This is a genomic window from Pseudomonas sp. GW821-FHT01A09 (genome assembly GCF_058986725.1).
This window is the reverse complement of record NZ_JBYSWB010000002.1, coordinates 406,573-428,522: the sequence shown is the minus strand read 5'-3', so window position 1 is coordinate 428,522 and position 21,950 is coordinate 406,573. Positions and strand designations below refer to the sequence as shown.

Sequence of the window (21,950 nt, the reverse complement as noted above, 5' to 3'; positions counted from 1 at the left end):
GTCCTCGACGGAAGCTGGGACTAACGCAGCGGCGTCCTCGACGGAAGCTGGGACTAACGCAGCGGCGTCATCGACGGAAGCTGGGACTAACGCAGCGGCGTCATCGACGAGTGCTGCGACTGAAGAAACAGCGTCGGACACGAATGCTGAGACTACCAGCAAAGAGCCAGTCACCACGCTCAAATATCAAGCCCCGCCTGTCAGGGCTGACAGAGAGGCAGCGCTGAGTCCCTTTCAGCAATTGATGAAGGATATTAGGGACGAATCAGCAAAGATGAAAGGCAGACGTAGCTCCACGGTCGACGATAAGGTTGCCGGTAGTGAGGCTAATGACGATCAGTCAGGCGTCAAAACTGAGGCTACCGGAAGCATACCAGTCACCGAGCGCCGTGTTGCAACCACTCTTGTAAACCCTGATAACGCGACAAAGCTGAGCCCCTGGGATGAAGTTTTGAATGAAATGAAGGCCAAAGCAGATGCGATCAAAGCCAAGTATAACCCCGAACTCGTGCACACGGGCAACGCTGACGCTGCACCAATTAATGATGTAGTCATTTCAAATGCCGATCCTAGATTCACGATAACGAAAAGACCACTTAACCTCCCTGAGCGCGCTAACTTTTTTGCGCTTCGTCAGGCTGCTGAAACTATCGGTGCCATGATCGACTATAACTTGCGCCGCGATGTGGACGTGGAGAATATAAAGAAACTAAAAATGAGTCTTGCTGAGGGTAAAATTCCAACTTTAAGACACTCTGACAAGCCTAGCCTTGACCCTCTTCGTATTACAAGGCCTAGTGATCCGCGCACCATTGATCACCTGCCCGCGGACATGCAAGATGTATTGGAAGAACTATGCAGGTCGAATTCAGTACTGGATGATACATGGAAAGAGCTTTCGGACTATATGGTGAACAAGGGGGTACAGTTGATAGCGATGAAGCTGGGAGATCCTAAGTTAAGGTTCGTTCAGGGCAGAGACGAAACAATCACCGCAGGCTTACTTGTCGACACTGTACATGGAGCAAAAATACCCAACATCGCTTCCAATACTCGTTAAAAATGGAATATTCATTTGTGGTGTTACCGACCCAAGCGGATATCCTGACCCGCATCGCCCAGCACTTCCAACTGCCCGTCGAAGCCGTGCGGTTGGAATCCAGCCTGGTCTACGACCTCGGCGCGGATTCCTCGGATGTCCTGGACCTCTGTATTCAGGTCAGCGACCACTACGGTTGCGACTTGAATACCGAGCAGATGGCGCGCATCCGTACCGTGGGCGATTTCTACCAGTTGGTGTACGACGCTTGCGTCAGTACAGCATCGGGTAACTTCGCTCAATAGGGAAACAGTCCCCCTTGACAGGCAGATAATCGCTCAGATATCTGCCTTTTTTTCGTATGGATTTTATCTCCCATCGTTCGGCAAAAATCAGACTTGTCTCATAGTTTCGCGCGATATTAACTCCTATAGTGCCCTCGCTCCCGCCACAAGGGAGGCGTCAGCCACTAGAACACTGAATAGGAGGTCAACTTCCCATGTCCAACGTTGCAAATCCGCTGACCCCGGTTGCCTACGTCCTGGGAGCCATCGAGTTACGGATCGATGGCGTTCTCTCGTTCGAGAATCAAACGGTCCATCTCCCTCCCAAAGAGCTTTGCGTATTGCGTGTGTTGTTGGAATGCTCCGGTCAGATCGTCAGCAAGGACAGGCTGATGCAGCATGCCTGGCCGGGGGGCGACATCTGTGAAGAGTCGCTCACGCGCTGCATCTACTCGCTGCGTAAATGCCTTGGGCTATACCGGCACTACGTGGTCACCGTCTACGGCAAGGGTTATCGCCTGGCCTGCAATGTCGAGCGATTGCCATCGACGGTGTCGGCGTCAGAACCCGTTGTCCGCCGTTCGCTCTTGGCGCGCCGGCTGTTGCCTGGCTTGTTCCGCAAGGCCCGCGCCCATCGTCTGCGGCCGCTGACGTGCAAATCCAGGGCCGCTGGCCGTTGGTGCATCCACTATTCGCTGCACTGTGCCGCGCCGCTGCCGGGGATGCGCATGGTCAGCAAATCCGGTGTGGGGTTCTCCGTACTGGGCATCTTCAAGTCATGAAGCGCTTTGCCCTGGCGACTCTACTGGGCGGGTGGCTAGGCAGCGCATCGGCCTACTGCTGGGATGCCGCCGCGCTGCGCTATTCCCTCGACCCATTGCTGTTGCACGCCATCGCTGACGTCGAGTCCGCTCAGCGCGCCGACGCGGTGCACGTCAACGCCGATGGCTCACGGGATATCGGCCTTATGCAGATCAACAGCTTCCATTTCGCCCGCCTGGCCAGTCAGGGCATCACCGAGCGTCGACTGCTCGAGGATCCTTGCTTGTCGGTGTCCACCGGGGCGCAGATTCTTGCCGATTTCGTTCGTCGGCATGGCTACAACTGGACCGCTGTCGGCGCTTACAACGCCGGCAGCCGGCCCGAGCGCCATGCCCAGCGCATGCGCTACGCAAAAAAAGTCTGGCAGCGCTATCAAAGCCTGACCGGCGAGGCCCGGCCTGCACCGACCTGAGCGGTGACCGGCCAGCGAGAATTCAATCAGGATTGCCCGCGTCTCGACCATTAGCATGGCGGCGATAGGGCGCTCTTGCGCCATTCAACGCGTAACGATCGGATAAACCATGCACGACTTGCAAACACACGCGTGTGTACTGCGCATTTTCAACGGGCCATTACAGGGCTGTGAGTTTGTCCTGGAGCGGCCCAGCACGCTGTTCCTGGTGGGGCCGCCAGCAACCTTCTGCGACGATGCGAACATGCCTAGCCTCCCCGCCGAGGCGATTTACATCCCGCTGGAGCAGGGCGGACGCAACTTCGAGGTGCTGCTGGCGGACAACAGCCGTGAAGGCTGTGTGGTGCGCGAGCTGGGGGAGGAGTGCCAGGAACGCAGCGTCGTTTTCCAGACGCTCGCCTTGGTCGGCGAATTGAAAATCGCCCTGCGCAGTGTGGACGAGCCTTGGGCTGAAAGCCTGCTGCTCGATCTGCCCCCCGGCGCTGCACCCGCTGGCCCGACCAAGCCCATGTCGGCGCGGATGATTCCCTGGTGGGCGACAGCATCGGCGCTGTGCTTGACGATCGCTCTGCTGCTGGGCGGGTGGTACTCGCTGCGCACCAGCCCGGTCAGCGATGTGCGCGACCTGATCGCCGGTTCGCCCAGCGAGCTGCAGGTGCTGGCGGGCCCCTCGCGCAAGGTCTATGTCATGGCCGCCAGCGAGCGCGATGCCGGCTGGGCGCGGCAAGTGCTCATGCGCAATGGCCACGATGCCCGCCAGGTGGTGGTGAGCTACGAAGAGCGCATGCGCCTGCAGCGGGTGCTCGCCCATCATTATCCCTACCTGGTCTATCACCGTATCGACCTGAGCGATCCCGGCGTGCCGCAGTTGTGGGTCAGCAATCAGCGCAATCTCATGACCGCGCAGTTGCAGACGGATATCGAAGCACTGCTGGTGGCCAACGTGCCCTATGCCACCCAGGCGCGAGTGCGCCACAGCGATGACCGCACATTGATCACCGCGGCCGAGCAGGGCCTCGCGCGCCTCGCCGTCCCTTATCAGCGCCTCGACAAGGCCGACTCCGTGACCTTCACCCTGCAGGGCAGTCTGCAAGACGGCGAGCTGGTGGCGGTGCGTGATTATGTCAACGAATACTACCGGTTGTGGGGGGATCGCTACGTTCACTTCGCAGTCGAGTTGAAGGACGACTGGCTCAAGGGCAAGTCGTTCCAGTATGGCCCGCAGGGCTACATCAAGATGACGCCGTCATCCTGGTATTTTCCCAAACCTCTCTAAGGCAGGTGTCAAATGGCTGGTTCAGTAAACCCCCCTTACTCGTTTCATGACGACTTTCTCGGCTCCCAGGCTGAAAAGTTCGAAACTGGCGCGGTGAAGCTCAAGAAAGTACTCGACGACGCGCTCGACGCGTTGCATGGCGATGCGTCTGACCCGACGCTGCTGGCCGAGTACCAGGCTGCATTCTCGTCCTACAACGTGTTCCGCAACGCCGCGACCAACACGGTCAAAGGCTTCAAGGAAGTCGACTCGGCCATCATCCAGGCGGCTCGCTGATCGATTTCGTTTCGTCATCTGGCCAGTGCGCGGCTGCGCCTGGCCTTTTTCATGAGTACAGCTATGTCAACCCTATCCCTAAGCGCCGCGGTGCCCGTGGGTGCCCGCATCGCGATGTTGCCCGGCGCGGCCGAATCCACCGTCATGTCGCTTGAGGACCGCCTGGTCCAAGGGTTCGCCACGTCCTCGGTGCAGACCGAACGCGATGCGGCGGCCATCAACGCCATGCTTGACCGCCCGGACATCACCAACCCCGAGGTGCTGGCGCAACTGCAGATCCGCATGGCCGAGTACAACATCGACGTCAACCTGCTCAACACGCTCGTGCGCAAAGGCGTGGGCACCGTCGAAACCTTGCTGCGGTCGTCATGAAAAAAATCCTATTGCTATTGGTGGCGTGCGGCATGTTGGCCGGCTGCCGTGATCCCAGCTTGCTGGAGGGCCTCGACCAGCTTCAGGCCAATGAAGTGGTGTCGGTGTTGCAGCGCAACAACATCGCGGCGCACAAGCAAGAGAACGGCAAGTTGGGCTATTCGGTGCGCATCGGCAAGGCGGATTTCGCCGCTGCAGTCGATCTGCTCAATACCTATTCGCTGCCCTCCAAGCCTCGCACCGAAGTCGCGCAAATGTTCCCCGCCGATGCGCTGGTGGCGTCGCCACGGGCTGAAAAAGCACGGCTTTATTCCGCGCTCGAACAACGCCTGGAGCAGTCCCTGAGCACCCTGGACGGGATCGCCGGTGCCCGTGTTCACGTCAGCTACGATCTGGATGCCGGGGAGGGCGGGCGCAAGGCCGCGCCGATTCATATCTCCGCATTGGCGGTCTATGAACGGGATATCGAACCTCAGTTGTTGATCAACGACATCAAGCGTTTTCTGCGCAACAGCTTTGCTGGTGTCGAGTACGAGAATATTTCCGTGGTGCTGTCCAAGCGCTCGTTGATCCAGCATGCACCACCATCGCTGCAGCCAACCCCCTCGACCCTGCCGCTGTTGTTCGGGCTGATTCTAGGCATGGCGTTGTTGCTGGGCGGCGCGTTCGGCTGGTGGCGATATCAGGAAGGCCGCAAAGAGGCGAGCAAGCATGCCCCCGCGCCATGATGCGCTGCGCCGAATCATCGAGCAGCCGCTGGACTATCTGCACCCCCGGCGCCTGGCACTGCCCACTGACATGAATACCGTGGCCGTGCGCGCGGCCCTGAACCCCTTGGTGGTCGATGGTCTGGCGTTGAGCGAACTGCCGCCGGACGTCGCGCTCGACCACTCCTGGTCGCGGCTTTGGGTCGAACACTGGCGGCTGTTGCCCAAGGTGGCGAGGTTGCTGGGGGCTTACCTGCAGTGGGGCCATCTGGCGATCGGCGGCCATTCCCGCCAGTTGAGTGCCAGCCAGCGCCGCTTTGCGGTGTGTGATCTGGGGCAGCGCCATGCCGTTGCGTTGGCCCCGGGTCAGGCGCTTGAGGATCGAATCGAGGCCGCCGGGCTCAGCGCCTTGCTGGCCTGGCGCGCGCGTCTGCCGAAGGCCTTGGGTGAGCGTCTGGTGCTGATGTTCAGCCCCGAGGCAGAGGCGCTGCAGCACCAGTTTCCTATCCACCAGCCGGACCCTCGGCTATTTATTCTGGCGGTACAACATGCTCGACTCCCTTAGAGATCTTTCCGACGTGCAGCGCGGCGAATCGCTGTTGCTCGGCGCCGCGGACCTGGCGGCGGCGCGGGCGCGTCGGCAACTGTTGGCGCAGGCACGCCGTCGTGCCCAGGAATGCGTCGCGCAAGCGCAGCAGGATGCTCAGCAGGTGCGGCGCGCGGCCTATCGCGAGGGTTACCTCGACGGCATGCTGCACGCCGGCGGCGAACTGGCGCAGGTGTTGCTGGCCGAGCAGGGCGTAGGTGCACGGGTGCGCCGCGACGCGGTGGGGCAGGTCAAGGCCATGCTCCAGGAGCTGTTGCTGAGCGAGGACTGGACGCAAGTGTTGTTACAGCGCTGGCTGGCCGACCTCGAAGAGATGCCTGGGCAAACCTTGCACCTGCTGCTGCCCGTGCAGTGCAAGGCGTCCCATGCCGCGTTGCGCGCGCGCCTGCAAAGTGATTGGGCCGGTGCGATACATGTCGAATATCACGCCGAAGAGCGCTTCGTGTTTCGCGTCGATGACCATCTGCTCGAACTCGATGTGCCGGTCCTCGGCGAAAAGCTCGCGCCGCGTCTGGCCAGCCAGTTGCCAGCCCTGCGTGAAGGCGTGAAGACCCTTGACGACGTCGGCCGCGAAGCGATCAAGAGCTGGATGGAGCGCATCATCGGCGCCGCCACATTCAATACGGAGCAAGACGCACAATGACCATCACCCTGGATACCAGCGGGCTCGATATCGGTCGATCGACTGGTGCCGATACTGTGATCGACCTGCAGCAGCGCATACAGTCGGACCCCACGATGCGTCGGCCGGATCTGGATTTCGACGACTTCTACCGCGCTTTGGAGGGCCGCGGCGAGCAGTGGAAGGATGACGTATTCCGTTTTGTCGTCGGCTATGAAAACGCCGCCGGTGAACGTCCTTATCGTACCAATGGCGAGCAGATGAAAATATTGCTCGCTGTGCTGGAGAAGATGAAGGGCGAAGGCCTGGACAAGTCTGATCTCTATAAGGAAACCTACCAGGCGTTCGCCACCGTGTTCGGCATCAAGGGCTTTATCAATCATTTCAAGCAGGAGGCCTTCGATCCGGGGGCAGTGGCCAAGCTGGAGGAGGAGAACAGCTGGTGACTGCGGCGCCCGGCGAACGGTGCACGGGCCCCGCAGCGGACAAGACTGCTGAAAAATGGCAGAATCGCGCTCCGCGTTTTTGCGGTATGCGCGCGTGCCCTGCCGTGCGTGGTTCGTCAGCTTAGGGATTTTTCGTGAGACTTCACCTGTTACCTTCGTTATTCGCCTTGCTGGCGCTGGCCGGCTGCGCAGCGGCACCGGCTCCTGTTGAACAGATGCGCTTGAGCGATCAGGCCATCGACCAGGCCCGCGCCGTCGGCGCCACCGTAGACACCGCCGAGTTCAAGCTGGCGGTGGAAAAAATGACCCAGGCGCGCGGCGATATGGCCGACAAGGCCTTCAAGGCGGCGCGTCTGCAGGCCGAGCAGGCTGAGCTCGATGCCCGCGTGGCCGAGGCCAAGGTGCTGACGCAAAAGAGCCAGGATCAACTGGCTGCCAGCAATGTTCGTCTCGACCGCCTGCGCAAGCAGTTGCAGGAGGGTCAATGAATCCGAAATCGATGCGGATAGCGGCGCTGATGGTTGCAGGGGCGCTGGTGCTCTCGGGCTGTGCGGTAACGTCCTCGCCCGAGGGGGCGCTTCAACGTGCCAGCGATCGCTATCAGGCTGTTCAGGCCGACGCCAACACGCAGCGCTTGGCCGCCAAAGACGTTGCCCGCGCCGAGGATTCGCTCAAGCGTGCCCAGCGCTTGTCCGGCTATTGGGGAGCAGGGAATGACGTTGTGCATTATGCCTACCTGAGCGAGCGCTACAGCGAGATAGCGCGCCTGCACACGGCGCTGGAACTGAATCAGGAGCGTTTGGCCAAGCTCGAGCTCGACCGTCAGCGTTTGCAATTGGCGCTGCGCGAATCACGGCTGGCCAGTGTGCGTCAGCAGGATCAGTGGGTCGAAGACCAGATCATGAGCCTGACCACCAATGATGCCGACCGCGGCCTGGTGCTGACCCTTGGCGACGTCCTGTTCGATACCGGCGAGGCCGAACTGCAACCCTCCGCCAATCGCACGCTGTTGAAACTGGTGCAGTACCTGCAAGCGAACCCGAAACGCATCATTCGCATCGAAGGCTATACCGACAATACCGGCGAAAGGGCCTTTAACCTGACGTTGTCCCATGATCGTGCGCAGGCGGTGGCAGACATGTTGGTGGATCTTGGAATCGATGAGAAGCGTATCGAGGTTCAGGGGTATGGTGATCAGTATCCGGTCGAGGCCAATGCGTCGGAGCGGGGCAGGGCATTGAATCGGCGAGTCGAAATTGTGTTCTCCGATAATCAGGGCGTGCTCGGCCAAGCTCGATAAATCACATACCAGAAGGGGCGCGACTGAGCGTTCGGTCGCGCCCGCGTTGAGATATCGGCTATATGAATCTCAAAGTGCACTGTTCAAGCGGGCGATGGCGTCTTCATACATTCGATTGCGCCTGTGGCCTTTGCCATAACCGCCACAGGCGGCAACTGTGCCTGATTGAATATGGTCGAGATATTTAAACAAACGTCGGGCTGGAATCTGCGCAATGGAGTAGCCTGATGCGAGCATCCGATCCTGCAAGGTATAGCCCGGTACTCGGTCATCCATACAAAAATGCAGGCCGTGCTGTTTGATGGCTTTGCTGTTCCATAAGGTACAAAAGCTCTTGAGGTGCTCTTCTTTCCATGGTTTGGGAAGACGTCCGGGTATGCCCAGTGCCTGTAGCATCCGGCGGTAATGGTGCTTGCAATAGCGCGAGCCAAAGCGCCACGACGTGCGCAGTAGTCCGCGATCGAGTTGTTCGACACAGCCGACGGCGGCGACCTTGGGGTCTTGGATGCAAAGATCGAGCATCAACTTGAAGACCCGCTCATCGTAAATGAAAGTGTCGGTGTGCATCAGCAGAATGTAGTCGGTATCGATGCGCTCCAGGATCATGTCTAGGGCCTTGCCATGGGCAATGTGCCCCAGCTCGCCTGCGGGCTGTACACGCTCGATGAGATTGATCCAGGACAGGCTGCGCAAATAGGTCGTACTGTCATCGGCAGAGTTGTTGTCCACTACCCATACCGGTACGTCCCGGTTGGCCAGGTGCCTTTGCAGGAGCTCAAGGCACGTCCTGGTCATTTCGCATGTCTTGTAGTTTACAAGTGCAATGCTGAAAGTTGGGGAGGACGGATGTGAATTGGTGCTCATGATGTCGGCCCTGTTGCAGCAATGTTTCAGTAATATGTTCGACGTATCGTTGACGGCTGGTGCCTGAAAGTGAGCGCGTTAAATAGCGGGCGATAGTTGGCTGATCGCTCATTCAAGGGGAGAATGGAGACGATTCATACTTGAAGCCTGGTCAGATGCGTCGATTGGATAAGAGAACTATGCTGGGCCGACTGTGAAATTTTTGTCATGTAGGACTTGTAAAATTGTATCTGGAGTGTAACTAAATATTAGTTTATTAATTGTGTAACAAAATCTTTCCCATTTCTTCGGTTATCCGAAATGTTGTTGTGATCACAGGTGTTGCACCGGTTTGGGGCGTCTCGCTCGGTTTCGAAACGATTTCGGCAATAGCTCAACTGTGCCCGTACACTTCGCAACTGTAGTGGTAGGATAGCGCCAGCGAGTGTACGGAGCGCCGCCCCATGACCAGTCTTTTGCTTTATCAGCGTATCGCCCAGCAGTTGGCCGAGGATATTCGCCGCGGTGTCTATCAACCCGGTGAGCGGGTGCCTTCAGTACGCAAGATGAGCGCGCAGCTCAGCGTCAGCCATGCCACGGTGCTGCAGGCCTATGCCAACCTCGAAGATCAGGGGCTGATCCGCGCTCGGCCGCAATCCGGCTATTACGTGCACCAGACGCCGGCGCTGACTGCCACCACCCCGGACATCGCCCGGGTCGAGCGCCCGGGCCTGGTGACCCGCAGCAGCATCATCCAGCAAGTGCTGGACGAGTCTCGTCGCGAAGGCGTTTTCCCCTTGGGCGCTGCCGTGCCCCATGTCGATTACCTGCCTGTGCGAGCGTTGCATCAGCAGATCGCCAAGGTCACGCGCTTTCAGAGTCCGCGGGCATTCAGTTACATGTTCAGCCCAGGTTTCGAACCGCTGCGTCGGCAGATCGCCATACGCATGCGCGATGCCGGTGTAGTGGTCGACCCCGGCGATATCGTCATCACTCACGGTTGTGTCGATGCCCTGCAGATGGCCTTGCGGGTGCTGACGCGCCCGGGCGATCTGATCGCCGCCGAATCGCCAACCTATTACGGATTGTTGCAGCTGGCCGACTTGCTTGGCCTGAAGGTCATCGAGATCCCCAGCGATCCGGCCAACGGCATCAGCATCGAAGCCTTGCAGCTGGCGGCCAACCAATGGTCGATCAAGGCCCTGGTGCTCACGCCGCGGCTAAGCAACCCCTTGGGCGGGGCCATGCCCGAGGAGCGCCAGAAGCAACTGTTGCGGTTGGCGTCGGACTTCGATATCCAGATCGTCGAGGATGATATCTACGGCGAGCTGATGTTCGAGCAGGGGCGTTACAAGGCGCTCAAGGCCTATGATCGGCTGGGGCATGTGATCTATTGCTCGAGCTTCTCCAAGACCCTCTCGCCGGGCGTGCGGATCGGCTGGATGATAGCCGGCAAGTATCAGGCCGAGGTGCAGCGGCTGCAGACGTTCAGTACCCATTCGGCGTGCAGCGTGACGCAGATGGGGATTGCCAGTTATCTGGAGAACGGTGGCTACGACCGGCATCTGCGCTTCATTCGCCAGGAATATCGCAAGAACCTCAGTGCCTACCAGCTGGCGGTGCAGCAGTTCTTTCCCGAGGGCACCCAGATGACCCGGCCGGTGGGCGGCTTTATTCTGTGGGTCAGCCTGCCTGGGCGAGTGAACACCCAAGAATTGCATGTTCGCGCGCTGGAGCAGGGCATCAGTATCGCGCCGGGGTTGATCTTCAGTAATACCGAGCAGTTCAACCACTGCATTCGTCTCAATTGCGGCATTCCATGGAACCGCGAAGCGGAGCGGGCGCTGATGACCTTGGGGATGCTGGCCAGTCAATTGTGTCAGGAAGTTGCCTCGGGCAGTTTTCTATAGCCTCGTCCCCGAGCGGCTCTTGCCAGTTGCGCTCGGAACGGGGAGCATAGAGTTTTCTCGGCATTTGCTGGGCTGCCTCATGAACCTATTGCAGAACATCCGCTTTGTGTTTCTGAGCCTGGTGCTCATCGCGCCTTTCGGCTTTGCCGCAGGGCCGTCGAGCCCAGCGCCGGTGGCGGAAAAATCGCCGGCTTCGGTCAAATCTTCGTCTGCTGCTGGCAAGGCCGCCAGCGCAAAAACCGGACATGCCAAATCCGCTGCCAGAGCTTCCTCGCCAGCGAAAAAAACGTCCACTAACAAGGTGGCGCGCAAGGACAAGTCACGCAAGGAGTCTGACGTCCTGGCAGCACCAGTGCCTCCCGCCAAGTTGGACCTGACCTTGCCCAAGGCCATGGTCGACAAGCTCGAACCGCCTGCCAAGGAGGCGCAGAAGCCCTCGGCTGGCAAGCCGATCCTCCCGCAGATGTTCGCCGAGAAAAAGCCCGATACCGATGATTTTCAGCTCAACGGCCGCATCCTGAACAACGAAATGGGTCTGCCGATGATTCGCAATGAGGGTCGCCGGGAGATCGAAGGCGCCGCCCTGGATTTCAAGTTCAAGCAATGAGTTGAAACGGCTCGGGCAGTAAATTTACCTGGGTGTAATTTCAAACGCGCGTTTTAGCGGTTACTATCGCTGCTGTTCGAACCCCCTTTCTATCTTGAGGTTGCTGTCGTCATGAAGTGTCGTGAAGGTTGCGGTGCCTGCTGCATCGCGCCATCCATCAGTTCGCCGATACCCGGGATGCCCGATGGCAAACCTGCGGGCGTGCGCTGTGTGCAATTGTCCGCAGCCAACCTTTGCGCGATATTCGGGCAGTCCACGCGGCCGGCGGTGTGCGGGCAGTTCGATGCCGACATCGAGGTGTGTGGTAGCAGCAATGCCGATGCGATGCGTCTGTTGACCTGGATGGAGGCGGTGACGGCCGCTTGAGTGGGGAGGGTGTTCGGTTCGCGAGGTCTTCGACAATAAGGAAAAAAAGATGAGATCGTTGTATCGAATGACAGCGGTACTGGGTGTATCGATGCTGTTGACTGGCATCGCTCAGGCCGAGGATTGGCAAGTGGCCAAGGATCAGGACGGCATTCAGGTTTCACTCAGCGATGTTGCCGGGTCCAAGTACAAGGCTTACCGTGGTGTGGCCTTGATCAAGGCGCCGGTCGCGAAGATTCGCGCGCTGCAGGAGGACGCTGCAGGGGCTTGCGCCTGGATTCACGAATGCAAGCTGCAAAAGCTGCTCAAGCACGAAGGCGATGATGCCTGGACCTACACCCAATTCAATACGCCAATCATGGTCACGCCTCGGGATTCGGTGTTGAAGGTCACTACCACGGTCGGTGCCGACGGCACTGTGACGCGCAAGCTTCAAGGCGTACCGACTTATGTTCCAGAGGAGTCGGGCTTTGTGCGGGTGACTCAGGTTGAAGGCTATTGGAAGCTTGCACCCAAGGGCCCCGATAGCACCGAAGTCAGCTATCAGGTACATACCGAACCCGGTGGCAGCGTCCCGTCCTGGGTGGCGAACAAGTTTGTCGTGGATGCGCCGTTCCAGACCTTGAAGTCGTTGAAGACCCTGGCGGAGAAACCCTGACAGTACAGTTGCTGATTATCGCTATTCGGCATCTACTGTTAGTTGAAGTAAGCAATAAAAAAGGCTGCCCGAGGATAGGGCAGCCTTTTTTGTTCAGGCGGGAAGTCTTACTTGCGATCTTCCAGCTTGACCACGTCGCGTGAAGGCTTGCCGGTGTACAACTGGCGCGGACGACCGATCTTGTACGGGCTGGAGAGCATTTCTTTCCAGTGCGAGATCCAGCCGACCGTACGTGCCAGGGCGAAAATCACCGTGAACATGCTGGTTGGAATGCCGATCGCCTTGAGGATGATGCCCGAGTAGAAGTCCACGTTCGGGTACAGCGAGCGCTCGATGAAGTACGGGTCGGTCAGGGCGATCTCTTCCAGGCGCATGGCCAGTTCGAGTTGCGGATCGTTCTGGATACCCAGTTCCTTCAGTACCTCGTCGCAGGTCTGTTTCATGACCGTGGCGCGAGGGTCGCGGTTCTTGTACACGCGATGGCCGAAGCCCATCAGCTTGAACGGATCGTTCTTGTCCTTGGCCTTGGCGATGAAGGTGTCGATGTTGGACACATCGCCGATTTCATCAAGCATGGTCAGTACGGCCTCGTTCGCGCCGCCGTGGGCAGGGCCCCACAGTGCGGCGATACCGGCAGCGATACAGGCGAATGGGTTGGCACCCGAAGAGCCCGCCAGGCGCACGGTGGAGGTGGAGGCGTTCTGTTCATGGTCGGCATGGAGGATGAAGATCCGATCCATGGCCTTGGCCAGCACAGGGCTGATCGGTTTGATCTCGCACGGGGTGTTGAACATCATGTGCAGGAAGTTTTCCGCGTATGTCAGGTCGTTGCGCGGGTACATCATGGGCTGGCCCATGGAGTACTTGTACACCATCGCCGCCAGGGTCGGCATCTTCGCTACCAGGCGTACGGCGGAGATCTCGCGGTGCTGCGGGTTGTTGATGTCCAGCGAGTCGTGATAGAACGCCGACAGCGCGCCGACCACGCCGCACATCACCGCCATCGGGTGAGCGTCGCGACGGAAGCCGTTGAAGAAGGTCTTGAGTTGCTCATGCACCATGGTGTGATTCTTCACGGTGCTGACGAACTTGGCTTTCTCTTCGGCGGTTGGCAGTTCACCGTTGAGCAGCAGGTAGCAGGTTTCGAGGTAGTCGGATTGTTCGGCCAACTGTTCGATGGGGTAGCCGCGATGCAGCAGGATGCCTTTGTCGCCGTCGATGTAGGTGATCTGCGACTCGCACGAGGCGGTCGACATGAAGCCTGGGTCGAAGGTGAAACGGCCCGAGGCCGTCAGTGACCGGACGTCGATTACTTCTGGACCCACGGTGCCGGTTAAAATCGGCAGTTCGACGGGGGCTGCGCCCTCGATGATCAACTGCGCTTTTTTGTCAGCCATGTGGCCTCCTATTAATGCTTGGTATCATCAGACAGAACCCCCCACGCAGGGCCCGCACCACTATAGTGTGATAAATCCTAAAGTCAATTTGCTAAAAATACGCCTTTAGGAGCCTTGCAATATGACTTTTTCTTCGAACTTAAGCCCCATTTACGCCTTTTGTCGCCTCAATGCAATGCGCTATTCGGGGGGGTGTGGTGCGTTGTCATTAGTAGCCTAACTGTCTATACTCGGCAGCCGACCGCCTCGGGCTTTTTTGCCCATTCCGAGGGCGATCACTTCCTGGGTGGTGCGTACCTGACCAGTACACTTTCCCTACAACTTGCCCTGCTTGCTAGGGGCTCTTCAGTGTGAAAAAAAGCCGTGAATAGCCAACGACCTGTAAACCTAGACCTAAGGACCATCAAGCTTCCGATCACTGCCTACACGTCGATTCTGCACCGGGTATCCGGTGTGATCCTGTTCGTGGGAATTGCCATCATGCTGTACGGATTGGGCAAATCTCTCTCGTCGCAGGAGGGCTTCGATGCCGTCAAGGGCTACCTGACCAGTCCGCTGGCCAAGTTCGTGATCTGGGCTTTGCTGTCCGCCCTGCTGTATCACCTGGTGGCGGGTGTCCGTCATTTGATCATGGACACTGGAGTCGGCGAGACGCTGGAAGGCGGCAAGCTGGGCTCTAAAATCGTTATCGCCGTTTCCGTGGTGGTAATCGTTCTGGCGGGAGTCTGGATATGGTAACCAACGTCACGAACCTGTCGCGTTCGGGCCTCTATGACTGGATGGCACAGCGTGTGTCTGCGGTCGTTCTCGCGGCTTATTTCTTGTTTCTGATCGTGTGGATCATTGCCCATCCTGGTCTGCAGTACGACCAGTGGCACGCTCTGTACGCCAATAACTGGATGCGTATCTTCAGTCTCCTGGCCCTGGTAGCGCTCAGCGCCCACGCCTGGGTTGGCATGTGGACCATCGCGACCGACTACCTGACGCCGATGTCGTTCGGCAAGTCGGCGACGGTCATACGCTTCCTGTTCCAGGTGGTTTGCGGAGTCGCGATGTTCGCGTACTTCACCTGGGGTGTGCTGATTCTTTGGGGTATCTGATCCATGGCTAACATCAACACCAATACATTCGACGCCATCATCATCGGTGGTGGCGGCGCAGGCATGCGTGCCGCGCTGCAACTGGCTCAGGGCGGTCACAAGACCGCAGTGGTCACCAAGGTTTTCCCGACTCGCTCGCACACTGTATCTGCCCAGGGTGGCATCACCTGCGCCATCGCTTCGGCCGACCCGAACGATGACTGGCGCTGGCATATGTACGATACCGTCAAGGGTTCCGACTACATCGGTGACCAGGACGCTATCGAGTACATGTGTTCCGTAGGTCCCGAGGCGGTGTTCGAGCTCGAGCACATGGGGCTGCCGTTCTCCCGTACCGAGCAGGGCCGCATCTATCAGCGTCCATTCGGCGGTCAGTCGAAGGACTTCGGCAAGGGCGGCCAGGCTGCGCGTACCTGCGCCGCTGCTGACCGTACTGGCCATGCGCTGCTGCACACTTTGTATCAAGCCAACCTGAAAGCTGGCACTGTATTCCTCAACGAGTACTACGCGGTGGATCTGGTCAAGAACCAGGACGGCGCCATCGTCGGTGTCATCGCCATCTGCATCGAGACCGGCGAGACCACCTACATCCGCGCCAACGCCACTGTTCTGGCCACTGGCGGTGCAGGTCGTATCTACTCGTCGACCACCAACGCCCTGATCAACACCGGTGACGGCGTCGGCATGGCCTTGCGTGCTGGTGTACCGGTCCAGGACATCGAAATGTGGCAGTTCCACCCGACTGGCATTGCCGGCGCAGGTGTACTGGTTACTGAAGGTTGCCGTGGTGAAGGCGGCTACCTGATCAACAAGCATGGCGAGCGTTTCATGGAGCGCTACGCTCCTAACGCCAAGGATCTCGCCGGTCGTGACGTGGTCGCGCGTTCCATGGTCAAGGAAATCATTGCCGGTAACGGCTGTGGTCCTGATGGCGACCACGTGATGCTCAAGCTCGATCACCTGGGCGAAGAAGTCCTGCACAGCCGCCTGCCAGGCATCATGGAGCTGTCCAAGACCTTCGCGCACGTGGATCCGGCCGTTGCGCCGATCCCGGTCGTACCGACTTGCCACTATATGATGGGCGGCGTCGCTACCAACATTCATGGTCAGGCCATCACTCAGGACGCCAATGGCGTCGACACCATCATTCCTGGTCTGTTCGCGGTCGGTGAAGTGGCGTGTGTGTCGGTTCACGGTGCCAACCGTCTGGGTGGCAACTCGCTGCTCGACCTGGTGGTCTTCGGTCGTGCTGCTGGCTTGCATCTGGAGAAGGCGCTCAACGAAGGCATCGACTATCGTCGTGCCAGCGAGACCGATATCGATGTCGCTCTGGCTCGCCTCAACAGCCTGAACGAGCGCACCACCGGCGAAGACGTCGCCAGCCTGCGCAAAGAGCTGCAAACCTGCATGCAGAACTACTTCGGTGTGTTCCGTACTGGCGAGTTCATGCAAAAGGGCATCACTCAGTTGGCTGGTCTGCGCGAGCGCATCGCCAACGTCAAGATCAACGACAAGAGCCAGGGTTTCAACACCGCTCGAATCGAAGCCCTTGAGCTGCAGAATCTGCTGGAAGTCGCTGAAGCTACCGCGATCGCCGCAGAGCATCGCACCGAGTCCCGCGGCGCGCACGCCCGTGAAGACTACGAAGATCGCGACGACGAAAACTGGCTGTGCCACACCCTGTACTTCCCGGGTGAGAAGCGCGTCGCCAAGCGTGCCGTGAACTTCTCGCCGAAAACCGTTCCGACCTTCGAACCGAAAGTCCGGACTTACTAAGGGTGGCCGCCATGTTGCAAGTCAGCGTTTATCGTTACAACCCGGACCAGGACAGTGCGCCGTCCATGCAGGACTTCCAGATCGACACCGGTGGCAAGGATGTCATGGTGCTGGACGTACTGGCCCTGATCAAAGAGCAGGACGAGGGCTTCTCCTATCGTCGCTCTTGCCGCGAAGGCGTCTGCGGCTCGGATGGCATGAATATCAACGGCAAGAACGGCCTGGCGTGCATCACGCCGCTGTCCGCTGTCGTAAAAGGTAACAAGTTGGTCGTTCGTCCGCTGCCAGGTTTGCCGGTCATCCGTGACCTGGTCGTCGATATGAGCATCTTCTATAAGCAATACGAAAAGGTGAAGCCTTTCCTGCAGAACGACACGCCGGCTCCGGCCATCGAACGTCTGCAAACGCCAGAAGAGCGCGAGAAGCTGGACGGTCTGTACGAGTGCATCCTGTGCGCTTGCTGCTCGACTTCCTGCCCGTCCTTCTGGTGGAACCCGGACAAGTTCCTGGGCCCTGCTGCGCTGCTGCAAGCCTATCGTTTCCTGGCTGACAGCCGTGACACCAAGACCAACGAGCGTCTGGCTTCGCTTGATGATCCGTTCAGCGTATTCCGCTGCCGCGGCATCATGAACTGCGTCAACGTGTGCCCTAAAGGGTTGAACCCCACCAAGGCAATCGGTCACGTTCGCAACATGCTGCTCTCGAGTGGCGTGTAACAAGGATTCAAGAAGTGTTGCACCCGTAAGCCGCTGCGGTGCAGGTATGACGCCTGCGCCGCAGTGATAACCAAAGCGGCATCCCACAAGGTTGCAGCTTTTACTTTTGAAGAAATGAGACCAGCAGGGGCATCCGGGCTGGTACCCGGACTATCTGCGAGATCCTCGGTAGCTTGACCAGTCCGCACCAATGGGGCTTTTCGGGCACGCTGCGACATCTCGCCGGTGGAGTCCCCTTACCGAGGGTGACCAAGCATGCAAGAAAGCGTGATGCAGCGCATGTGGAACAGCGCCCACCTTTCAGGTGGTAACGCTGCCTATGTGGAAGAGCTCTATGAGCTTTACCTGCACGACCCTAACGCTGTGCCAGAAGAATGGCGCACCTACTTTCAGAAGCTGCCTTCCGAGGGCAGTTCTGCCACCGATGTCTCGCACTCGACAATTCGCGACCATTTCGTGCTGCTGGCAAAGAACCAGCGCCGTGCTCAGCCGGTTTCCGCCGGGAGCGTGAGCAGCGAGCACGAGAAGAAGCAAGTTGGCGTGCTGCGATTGATCCAGGCCTTCCGCATGCGCGGCCATCAAGCGGCCCAGCTGGACCCGCTGGGGCTCTGGCAGCGTCCTGTGCCGGCAGACCTGTCCATCAACCAGTACGGCATGACCAATGCCGATCTGGATACGACCTTCCGTGCCGGCGACCTGTTCATCGGCAAGGAGGAGGCGAGCCTACGCGAAATTCTCGAGGCTTTGCAGCAGACATATTGCCGCACCATCGGCTCCGAGTTCACCCACATCACCGATTCCGAGCAGCGCAGCTGGTTCCAGCAGCGTCTTGAGAGCGTGCGTGGGCGTCCAGTGTTCTCTGCCGAAATCAAGGGCCATGTGCTCGAGCGCGTCACCGCGGCCGAGGGTCTGGAGAAATATCTGGGTACCAAATACCCAGGCACCAAGCGTTTCGGTCTGGAAGGCGGCGAGAGCCTGATTCCGATGCTCGACGAGATGATCCAGCGTTCCGGTTCCTACGGCACCAAGGAAGTCGTCATCGGCATGGCCCACCGTGGTCGTCTGAATGTGCTGGTCAACACCTTCGGCAAGAACCCGCGCGAGCTGTTCGACGAGTTCGAAGGCAAGAAGAAAGTCGAGCTCGGCTCCGGCGACGTCAAGTATCACCAGGGCTTCTCGTCCAACGTGATGACCGCAGGCGGCGAAGTTCACCTGGCCATGGCCTTCAACCCGTCCCACCTGGAAATCGTCTCGCCAGTGGTTGAGGGTTCGGTCCGTGCCCGTCAGGATCGCCGCAATGACAGCGTTGGCGACAAGGTCCTGCCGATCTCGATTCATGGTGACGCGGCCTTCGCCGGTCAGGGTGTGGTGCTGGAAACCTTCCAGATGTCCCAGACCCGCGGTTTCAAGACCGGCGGCACGATCCATATCGTGATCAACAACCAGGTCGGCTTCACCATCAGCAACCCGTTGGACGCGCGCTCCACCGAGTACGCCACCGACGTCGCCAAGATGATTCAAGCGCCGATCCTGCACGTCAATGGCGATGATCCGGAAGCCGTGGTGTTCGTCACCCAGCTGGCCATCGACTACCGCATGCAGTTCAAGCGCGACATCGTCATCGACCTGGTCTGCTACCGCCGTCGCGGCCACAACGAGGCCGACGAGCCGAGCGGCACCCAGCCGTTGATGTACCAGAAGATCGCCAAGCAGCCGACGACCCGCGAGCTCTACGCGCAAAGCCTGATCCAGACCGGTGCTCTGGACGAGGCCGGTGTGCAGTCGCAGATCGACGAATATCGCAACGCGCTGGACAACGGCCTGCACGTGGTGAAAAGCCTGGTCAAGGAGCCGAACAAGGAGTTGTTCGTCGACTGGCGTCCATATCTGGGCCACGCCTGGACCGCGCGTCATGACACCTCGTTCGATCTCAAGACCCTGCAAGAACTGTCCGCCAAGCTGCTGGAAATTCCGGAAGGCTTCGTGGTTCAGCGTCAGGTCGCCAAGATCTACGAAGACCGCCAGAAGATGCAAGCCGGCGGCCTGCCGATCAACTGGGGTTACGCCGAAACCATGGCGTACGCGACCCTGGCTTTCGAAGGTCACCCGATTCGCATGACCGGCCAGGACATCGGCCGTGGCACCTTCTCGCACCGTCACGCGGTGTTGCACAACCAGAAGGACGCCGGGACCTACATCCCGCTGCAGAACCTGTTCGAAGGCCAGCCGCGTTTCGATCTGTACGATTCGTTCCTGTCCGAAGAAGCGGTGCTGGCGTTCGAATACGGCTACTCCACTACTCAGCCGAACGCGCTGGTAATCTGGGAAGCCCAGTTCGGCGACTTCGCCAACGGTGCGCAAGTGGTGATCGATCAGTTCATCACCAGTGGCGAGCACAAGTGGGGCCGTCTGTGCGGTCTGACCATGCTGCTGCCGCACGGTTACGAAGGGCAGGGGCCGGAGCACTCCTCGGCACGTCTGGAGCGTTACCTGCAGCTGTGCGCCGAGCACAACATTCAAGTGTGCGTACCCACCACCCCGGCACAGATCTACCATCTGCTGCGCCGCCAGGTGATCCGTCCGCTGCGCAAGCCGCTGGTGGTTTTGACGCCGAAGTCGTTGCTGCGCCACAAGCTGGCCGTGTCGACCCTCGAAGATCTGGCCCATGGCTCGTTCCAGACCGTGATCCCGGAGATCGATACCCTCGATCCAGCCAAGGTCACGCGCCTGATCCTGTGCAGCGGCAAGGTCTACTACGACCTGCTGGAAAAGCGTCGTGCCGAGGGCCGTGAAGACACAGCCATCGTGCGTATCGAGCAACTGTATCCGTTCCCGGAAGACGACCTGATGGAGGCCATCGCGCCTTACGCCAACCTGCAGAACGCAGTGTGGTGTCAGGAAGAACCCATGAACCAGGGCGCCTGGTACAGCAGTCAGCATCACCTGCGTCGCAGCCTCGGCAACCATAACAAGTCGCTGAATCTCGAATACGCCGGTCGTGACGCTTCTGCCGCACCTGCCTGCGGGTATGCTTCGATGCACGCCGAGCAGCAGGAAAAACTGCTGCAAGATGCATTTACCGTCTAACGCCTTCGCGCTACTGAAACCGAATTTAAGGAATTACTGATAATGGCTATCGAGATCAAAGCCCCTACTTTCCCGGAATCGGTTGCCGATGGCACCGTTGCCACCTGGCACAAGAAACCGGGCGATGCAGTCAAGCGTGATGAGCTGATCGTCGACATCGAGACCGACAAGGTCGTTCTCGAAGTCCTGGCCACCGCTGACGGCGTCCTGGGCGCGATCGTCAAGAACGAAGGCGACACCGTTCTGTCCGACGAGCTGCTGGCGACCATCGAGGAGGGCGGTGCTGCTGCCGCTCCGGCCGCCGCGGCTCCGGCTGCCGCGCCAGCTGCCGTAGCGGCTGCTCCGGCTGCAGCCGCAAGCGACGAAGACGCCATCGGCGCTCCGGCCGCTCGCAAACTGGCTGAAGAAAACGGCATTGCCCTGAACAGCATCAAGGGCACTGGCAAAGATGGCCGCGTGACCAAGGAAGACGTGGTTGCCGCCATCGAGGCCAAGAAGTCCGCCCCTGCCGCCAAGCCAGCTGCACCTGCCGCTGCCGCTGCTGCTCCGGTCGTGACCGCGCCTGGCGATCGCACCGAGAAGCGCGTGCCGATGACTCGCGTGCGTGCCACCGTTGCCCGTCGTCTGGTAGAAGCCCAGTCGAACATGGCGATGCTGACCACCTTCAACGAAGTCGACCTGACCGAAGTCATGGCGCTGCGTTCGAAGTACAAGGAGTTGTTCGAGAAGTCCCACAACGGCGTTCGCCTGGGCTTCATGTCGTTCTTCGTCAAAGCGGCCACCGAAGCGCTGAAACGCTTCCCCGCCGTCAATGCGTCGATCGACGGTGCGGACATCGTTTACCACGGTTATGCCGATATCGGCGTGGCCGTGTCCAGCGACCGTGGTCTGGTAGTTCCGGTCCTGCGCAATGCCGAGAGCATGAGCCTGGCTGAAATCGAAGGTGGCATCGCCGCTTACGGCAAGAAAGCCCGTGACGGCAAGCTGTCGATCGACGAAATGACCGGCGGTACTTTCACCATCACCAACGGTGGTACCTTCGGTTCGATGTTGTCGACCCCGATCGTCAACCCGCCACAAGCGGCCATTCTCGGCATGCACAACATCATTCAGCGTCCGGTCGCGATCAACAACCAGGTGGTCATCCGTCCGATGATGTACCTGGCGTTGTCCTACGATCACCGTCTGATCGATGGTAAAGAAGCCGTGACCTTCCTGGTGACCATCAAGAACCTGCTGGAAGACCCAGCTCGTCTGTTGCTGGATATCTGATTCCGGCGCCGTCGCGCGGCCCGCTCCACGACAGCGGGGCGCTCGACGCGGTACG

At 59.4% G+C, this 21,950-nt stretch carries 25 protein-coding genes; 23 read left to right on the top strand and 2 right to left on the bottom strand.

What is annotated here, in order from left to right:
* The 13 genes from AC3WJP_RS04215 to AC3WJP_RS04155 form a co-directional block, all read left to right on the top strand.
* Positions 1 to 1,060: hypothetical protein (locus tag AC3WJP_RS04215; RefSeq protein WP_493735665.1), on the top strand; the 1,060-nt coding region annotated here is incomplete at its 5' end.
* A gap of 2 nt (positions 1,061 to 1,062) precedes the next feature.
* A complete protein-coding gene (locus AC3WJP_RS04210) occupies positions 1,063 to 1,344 on the top strand; it encodes an acyl carrier protein (protein ID WP_493719964.1) in 282 nt (93 codons plus the stop codon).
* A gap of 194 nt (positions 1,345 to 1,538) precedes the next feature.
* Positions 1,539 to 2,105: a winged helix-turn-helix domain-containing protein gene (locus AC3WJP_RS04205; RefSeq protein WP_493719963.1), complete on the top strand. Its 567-nt coding sequence runs from the start codon at positions 1,539 to 1,541 to the stop codon at positions 2,103 to 2,105.
* Complete coding sequence (locus AC3WJP_RS04200) at positions 2,102 to 2,557, top strand: transglycosylase SLT domain-containing protein (RefSeq protein ID WP_493719962.1); 456 nt, start codon at positions 2,102 to 2,104, stop codon at positions 2,555 to 2,557. Before AC3WJP_RS04205 ends, AC3WJP_RS04200 begins: the two co-directional genes overlap by 4 nt.
* A 109-nt stretch (positions 2,558 to 2,666) precedes the next feature.
* Positions 2,667 to 3,833 (top strand): PrgH/EprH family type III secretion apparatus protein, encoded by a 1,167-nt coding sequence (locus AC3WJP_RS04195; protein ID WP_493719961.1) that lies wholly within the window; start codon positions 2,667 to 2,669, stop codon positions 3,831 to 3,833.
* 12 nt (positions 3,834 to 3,845) lie between these two features.
* Positions 3,846 to 4,109, top strand: coding sequence for a type III secretion system needle filament subunit SctF (sctF, locus tag AC3WJP_RS04190; RefSeq protein ID WP_493719960.1), 264 nt, complete (start codon positions 3,846 to 3,848; stop codon positions 4,107 to 4,109).
* 63 nt (positions 4,110 to 4,172) lie between these two features.
* Entirely contained in the window at positions 4,173 to 4,481 is a 309-nt protein-coding gene (gene sctI / locus AC3WJP_RS04185; RefSeq protein ID WP_493719959.1) for a type III secretion system inner rod subunit SctI, read from the top strand.
* Entirely contained in the window at positions 4,478 to 5,209 is a 732-nt protein-coding gene (locus AC3WJP_RS04180) for an EscJ/YscJ/HrcJ family type III secretion inner membrane ring protein (RefSeq protein WP_493719958.1), read from the top strand. The genes sctI and AC3WJP_RS04180 overlap by 4 nt, the downstream gene beginning before the upstream one ends.
* Positions 5,193 to 5,753, top strand: a complete 561-nt coding sequence (locus tag AC3WJP_RS04175) for an OrgA/MxiK family T3SS sorting platform protein (RefSeq protein WP_493719957.1) — start codon at positions 5,193 to 5,195, stop codon at positions 5,751 to 5,753. The genes AC3WJP_RS04180 and AC3WJP_RS04175 overlap by 17 nt, the downstream gene beginning before the upstream one ends.
* Positions 5,737 to 6,438 (top strand): oxygen-regulated invasion protein OrgB, encoded by a 702-nt coding sequence (locus tag AC3WJP_RS04170; protein ID WP_493719956.1) that lies wholly within the window; start codon positions 5,737 to 5,739, stop codon positions 6,436 to 6,438. The genes AC3WJP_RS04175 and AC3WJP_RS04170 overlap by 17 nt, the downstream gene beginning before the upstream one ends.
* Complete coding sequence (locus AC3WJP_RS04165) at positions 6,435 to 6,863, top strand: hypothetical protein (RefSeq protein WP_493719955.1); 429 nt, start codon at positions 6,435 to 6,437, stop codon at positions 6,861 to 6,863. The genes AC3WJP_RS04170 and AC3WJP_RS04165 overlap by 4 nt, the downstream gene beginning before the upstream one ends.
* A 134-nt stretch (positions 6,864 to 6,997) precedes the next feature.
* On the top strand, positions 6,998 to 7,351 hold the full coding sequence (locus tag AC3WJP_RS04160) for a DUF4398 domain-containing protein (RefSeq protein ID WP_493719954.1): 354 nt from the start codon (positions 6,998 to 7,000) through the stop codon (positions 7,349 to 7,351).
* The gene (locus AC3WJP_RS04155) at positions 7,348 to 8,163 is read left to right on the top strand and encodes an OmpA family protein (protein ID WP_493719953.1); all 816 of its coding nucleotides are present in this window, start codon (positions 7,348 to 7,350) and stop codon (positions 8,161 to 8,163) included. The genes AC3WJP_RS04160 and AC3WJP_RS04155 overlap by 4 nt, the downstream gene beginning before the upstream one ends.
* 69 nt (positions 8,164 to 8,232) lie before the next feature.
* Here AC3WJP_RS04155 and AC3WJP_RS04150 read toward each other — a convergent pair whose 3' ends face one another.
* On the bottom strand, positions 8,233 to 9,027 hold the full coding sequence (locus AC3WJP_RS04150; protein WP_493719952.1) for a glycosyltransferase: 795 nt from the start codon (positions 9,025 to 9,027) through the stop codon (positions 8,233 to 8,235).
* A 443-nt stretch (positions 9,028 to 9,470) separates the two neighbouring features.
* Here AC3WJP_RS04150 and AC3WJP_RS04145 point away from each other — a divergent pair, with 443 nt between their 5' ends.
* The 4 genes from AC3WJP_RS04145 (at position 9,471) to AC3WJP_RS04130 (ending at position 12,547) form a co-directional block, all read left to right on the top strand.
* Positions 9,471 to 10,916 (top strand): aminotransferase-like domain-containing protein, encoded by a 1,446-nt coding sequence (locus AC3WJP_RS04145; protein ID WP_493719951.1) that lies wholly within the window; start codon positions 9,471 to 9,473, stop codon positions 10,914 to 10,916.
* 79 nt (positions 10,917 to 10,995) lie between these two features.
* Complete coding sequence (locus tag AC3WJP_RS04140) at positions 10,996 to 11,523, top strand: translation initiation factor 2 (RefSeq protein ID WP_493719950.1); 528 nt, start codon at positions 10,996 to 10,998, stop codon at positions 11,521 to 11,523.
* A gap of 111 nt (positions 11,524 to 11,634) precedes the next feature.
* Positions 11,635 to 11,889: a YkgJ family cysteine cluster protein gene (locus AC3WJP_RS04135; RefSeq protein WP_493719949.1), complete on the top strand. Its 255-nt coding sequence runs from the start codon at positions 11,635 to 11,637 to the stop codon at positions 11,887 to 11,889.
* Between the two features lie 49 nt (positions 11,890 to 11,938).
* Positions 11,939 to 12,547: an START domain-containing protein gene (locus tag AC3WJP_RS04130; RefSeq protein ID WP_493719948.1), complete on the top strand. Its 609-nt coding sequence runs from the start codon at positions 11,939 to 11,941 to the stop codon at positions 12,545 to 12,547.
* 107 nt (positions 12,548 to 12,654) lie between these two features.
* On the opposite strand, the gene gltA is transcribed toward AC3WJP_RS04130, so the two are convergent.
* Positions 12,655 to 13,944, bottom strand: coding sequence for a citrate synthase (gene gltA / locus AC3WJP_RS04125; protein WP_493719947.1), 1,290 nt, complete (start codon positions 13,942 to 13,944; stop codon positions 12,655 to 12,657).
* A 363-nt stretch (positions 13,945 to 14,307) separates the two neighbouring features.
* On the opposite strand from gltA, the gene sdhC reads away from it, so the two are divergent.
* The 6 genes from sdhC to odhB all read left to right on the top strand — a co-directional run bounded on the left by sdhC (position 14,308) and on the right by odhB (position 21,895).
* Positions 14,308 to 14,682, top strand: a complete 375-nt coding sequence (gene sdhC, locus AC3WJP_RS04120) for a succinate dehydrogenase, cytochrome b556 subunit (RefSeq protein WP_493719946.1) — start codon at positions 14,308 to 14,310, stop codon at positions 14,680 to 14,682.
* A complete protein-coding gene (gene sdhD / locus AC3WJP_RS04115; RefSeq protein ID WP_493719945.1) occupies positions 14,676 to 15,044 on the top strand; it encodes a succinate dehydrogenase, hydrophobic membrane anchor protein in 369 nt (122 codons plus the stop codon). The genes sdhC and sdhD overlap by 7 nt, the downstream gene beginning before the upstream one ends.
* Before the next feature lie 3 nt (positions 15,045 to 15,047).
* On the top strand, positions 15,048 to 16,820 hold the full coding sequence (gene sdhA / locus AC3WJP_RS04110; protein WP_493719944.1) for a succinate dehydrogenase flavoprotein subunit: 1,773 nt from the start codon (positions 15,048 to 15,050) through the stop codon (positions 16,818 to 16,820).
* A gap of 11 nt (positions 16,821 to 16,831) precedes the next feature.
* Positions 16,832 to 17,536 (top strand): succinate dehydrogenase iron-sulfur subunit, encoded by a 705-nt coding sequence (locus AC3WJP_RS04105; protein ID WP_493719943.1) that lies wholly within the window; start codon positions 16,832 to 16,834, stop codon positions 17,534 to 17,536.
* Between the two features lie 255 nt (positions 17,537 to 17,791).
* Complete coding sequence (locus AC3WJP_RS04100; RefSeq protein ID WP_493719942.1) at positions 17,792 to 20,623, top strand: 2-oxoglutarate dehydrogenase E1 component; 2,832 nt, start codon at positions 17,792 to 17,794, stop codon at positions 20,621 to 20,623.
* A gap of 42 nt (positions 20,624 to 20,665) precedes the next feature.
* Positions 20,666 to 21,895: a 2-oxoglutarate dehydrogenase complex dihydrolipoyllysine-residue succinyltransferase gene (odhB, locus tag AC3WJP_RS04095; RefSeq protein ID WP_493719941.1), complete on the top strand. Its 1,230-nt coding sequence runs from the start codon at positions 20,666 to 20,668 to the stop codon at positions 21,893 to 21,895.
* Positions 21,896 to 21,950: the final 55 nt, after the last annotated feature.